At 51.8% G+C, this 3,536-nt stretch carries 3 protein-coding genes; all 3 read left to right on the top strand.

Going from position 1 to position 3,536, the window contains the following annotated elements; genetic code table 11:
- The first annotated feature begins 362 nt into the window (after positions 1–362).
- Positions 363–944 (top strand): HyaD/HybD family hydrogenase maturation endopeptidase, encoded by a 582-nt coding sequence (locus Q1K24_RS09520; protein ID WP_300369422.1) that lies wholly within the window; start codon positions 363–365, stop codon positions 942–944.
- Between the two features lie 91 nt (positions 945–1,035).
- The gene (locus Q1K24_RS09515) at positions 1,036–2,964 is read left to right on the top strand and encodes a hypothetical protein (RefSeq protein ID WP_300369420.1); all 1,929 of its coding nucleotides are present in this window, start codon (positions 1,036–1,038) and stop codon (positions 2,962–2,964) included.
- The coding region (locus tag Q1K24_RS09510; RefSeq protein WP_300369417.1) for an acylphosphatase at positions 2,948–3,536 on the top strand (589 nt) is incomplete at its 3' end. The genes Q1K24_RS09515 and Q1K24_RS09510, both read left to right, overlap by 17 nt.

Raw genomic sequence — 3,536 nt, 5'->3', positions numbered from 1 at the left:
CTTTGACGATCTTTTTCAATCCCTCCAGAGAGTAGTCGTCTTTTTCGTGCTCTTTTAACAGTTCGATCAGATAACTTCGGATCTGCTCCCGATTGAGGCAATATAACTCTTCTATCTTTTCCAGTTCCTGGTTCAAATAAGCCCTCCGTATCAATTGGCAACCATTATACAAGAGTTCTCCTTTACAAAATATGATATTATTGATAGAACCCATCTCAAAAATCCCCATAGGCGAGAATGGCTGGCAAAAGGCACCCTGACTTCGTTGAAAAGATTTGAACGTAGCTTTGGCTACACCCTGCGTTGAACCGTCGCGAGAGAAAACAAAATCGCTTCCGTTACCGCCCATGGGGATTTTTGAGATGGGTTCTAAAGAGGCGACAGGAATCGGAATGGATGAGGCGTCGACCGTTGTCATCGGTATCGGAAATATCCTCTTCAAGGACGAGGGTGTCGGCATCTATGCAGCGAAATATCTTGAAGAGAATTACCACTTCTCCCCTGCTGTCGACATTATCGATGGCGGGACACTCGGCTTTAAGCTGATGACATACTATCAGAGTTACGAAAAAGTCGTGATTCTCGATACCGTCTCCATCAAAGACAAGCCGGGATCGGTCTACAACCTTCCGGCCGAGTCACTGATGGGACTGGGGAGCTACCGCCGGACGGCGCACGAGGTCGAGGTGGTGGAGATGCTCGAGATCTGTTCGATGCTTGACAGTATGGCGGAAGTCAACATCATTGGTATTGTCCCCGAAGATATCGAATGTGTCGATATTTCACTGACCGAGACGATACGAAAAAATTTCGGCCATCTAATCGATGAAACGGTGCGTGAATTGGAACGAAGCGGTGTGGAGGCCAGCCCGAAAGATGGCCGGACACTGGAAGAGATCGTCAGGGCATACAACTCTCCGACGATGGAAACGCTGAATCCATAGGCTGCAAGCTACTTATACCGGCATCCGTCTCTCTCGGCTGGCATATCCATTTTCGAGGTTGGTTCCGGTATGATATCTTCCAAGGAATGTTATGGCTTTTATATTTGAGATCGAATACGATGCACCATATCGCTACATATGTGATTTCATAAAAGCGCTTGCAGAAGAAGAGGGTGCCGTGGTCTCGGTAGTCCAGAGCCGGAGAACAATCACGCTGATTGGCAATGAAGCGGACAGAAGGCTGGTGCCGTTTCTGCAAAAACTGGCGGAGAATCTGCCCGCCTCACTCTTTACGAAAGGTTCCGGACATCGGATTATCGACAAACCGATGCCGAATATTGGTGATGAGATCATGCCCCGCCTGCCGCATGCCATAGGGCTATGTCCCCGTTGTACAAAAGAGATGCTCGATCCTGCTTCGCGGCGGTACTACTATCCATTTACCGCATGCAACTGCTGTGGGGCGCATTACCCATTTTTCGAATCCTATCCCTATGAACGAACCAACACGCTGATGCGCTTTCTCGTGCCATGCGAGCGTTGCGAGGAGGAGCTTCAGAGCAATCCGTTCCGCCGCGATTACCCGCTCATAAGCTGCCATGCGTGTGGCATACCCGTACGGATCAATGATGCAGGTTCTGAACACCGTGCCAACGATGCCGGGAGCTTCGAGAAACTTTTTGAAATTGCCGCCAAAGCGATCGAAAACGGCAAGAGAGTGCGTATCAAAACGCTCAATGGCTGGCGGCTCTTTTTCGATGCGGCACAGGTAAAAACGGAGAGTGAGAAGGTGATGTTGATGCTCGATACGACGAAATTCGAATATCATTGTGCCGTTAACAAGGATGAGGTGCATGCAGTTTCGAGTATCGAGCGTCCGATGATCCGCGCTGCCGTCAGCAACGAAAACCTGATCGATCTCTATGGAAAAACGACTCCGCTCAAGTATCCGGATGATGGGTTCACGACTCTTTTGGCCAGGGAGCTTATGCGGCTGGGCTACGAACATGTCGCCTATCTGGAGTGCGATTTCGACACCGATGCCGATTGTATCGTCGATTACGATGTGGCCATCGAACCGCAGCGGGACACCCATCTCTTCATCTACGAATCGGGCCGTTTTTTTGTGGAGGGAGAGCGGGGGATCTTTCCGTTTCCCTTCGAGCGCCGTGCCGACCGTATTGTCGTGGCGCATGAGATGGCGACGGTGCCGTGGAGAGAGGGTGTTCTGATCGACCGGATGGAGAAGTTCGACAGCGCCGAAGCGTCGGCCCTCTACCTGCTCGAAAAGGAGACGGTGCCCCTAAAGCATTCGAATACCATCCGCTTTTCCCAGGAGACCGCATCGGTTCTTTCCGTACTGATGGAGCATGGAAAGGAGAGGGAGAGTGCCATCGGTGTCTATTTCGGCGAGGAGCCGACCTTCATCCATCACAATGGCAAGAAACCGATCGTCGCCGTACCGGCGATGGAGTTCGCTGCTGGTGAACTGCGGGAGAAAATCGCCTCTTTACGGGAAGGATCCGACCAGCTGGTGGCCAACTTCGAATCGAAATATCCAAAACTGGCCGAGAGGCTGTTCGGATCGGAGGGGGCCAGAAATATCTTCGAAGCAGCCGCTGTCATCATGGACCTTCCCGAGAAAGATTTCGACGCAATCGGCAGGGAAGCGATGAAATTTCAGGGAAAAGGGGGATTGCAAATCGATACCAAAGTGGACGGGAACCGTTTCGATCCCTACGCTTTCGCCGCCAGTCTGATAAGTTACAGGCTCGCGGGTGTAGAGAGTGTTCTTCTAGCCTACTCTATTTTCGAGTCGTTTGGCGATTATGTGGTGGAGATCGCCTCACAGCTCAAAGTGAAAGCCAAAGCGGAGCATATCGTTCTGTGCGGCCGGGCCTTTGGCAATCCGTCGCTCTTTAGCCGTGTCCAAAAAAAATTCGGCCATCAGAATTTTTTGATGAACAGAGTGTTGCCTATCGACAGGGAGAATCTCCTTCTTGGTGCGCTGGCGTTGTAAAATTACCGGTATCGTACAGGGGGTCGGTTTTCGCCCCGCCATCTACCGCTACGCGACGGAGTTGGGACTTATGGGATTCGTGCGAAACGATGCGGACGGTGTGACGATCGAGGTGGAAGGGGAAGAGGAGAGTCTGAAAACGTTTCTGGATCGTCTTGGAAGCAACCCCCCGCCGCTTGCGCGCATCGACACTATTGCGACCGAACAGATCGAGGTGCGTAAAGACAAATGTTTCGTCATATTTCAATCGCACCAGAGTGATGACAAAACCATCGCCGTCAGTCCCGACATTTCCATCTGCGATGCCTGCGTCTCCGAAATGGCCGACCCTTCCAACCGCCGATACCGCTACCCTTTCATCAACTGCACCGATTGCGGTCCCCGATACACGATCACCAAAACCGTCCCCTACGACCGCTCCAATACTTCGATGGCGAAATTCGACATGTGCGAGGCATGCCGCAAAGAGTACGAAAACCCACTGGATCGTCGGTATCATGCGCAACCTATAGCGTGTCGCTCCTGCGGACCGAGCCTCAGCCTGTGGCTGAGGAGTGAAAAGTTAAAAGTGA

This window comes from Hydrogenimonas sp. (assembly GCF_029932565.1).
Lineage (GTDB): Bacteria > Campylobacterota > Campylobacteria > Campylobacterales > Hydrogenimonadaceae > Hydrogenimonas.
Note: the sequence above shows the minus strand (reverse complement) of the source record. Positions and strands in the feature narration are given on the sequence as shown.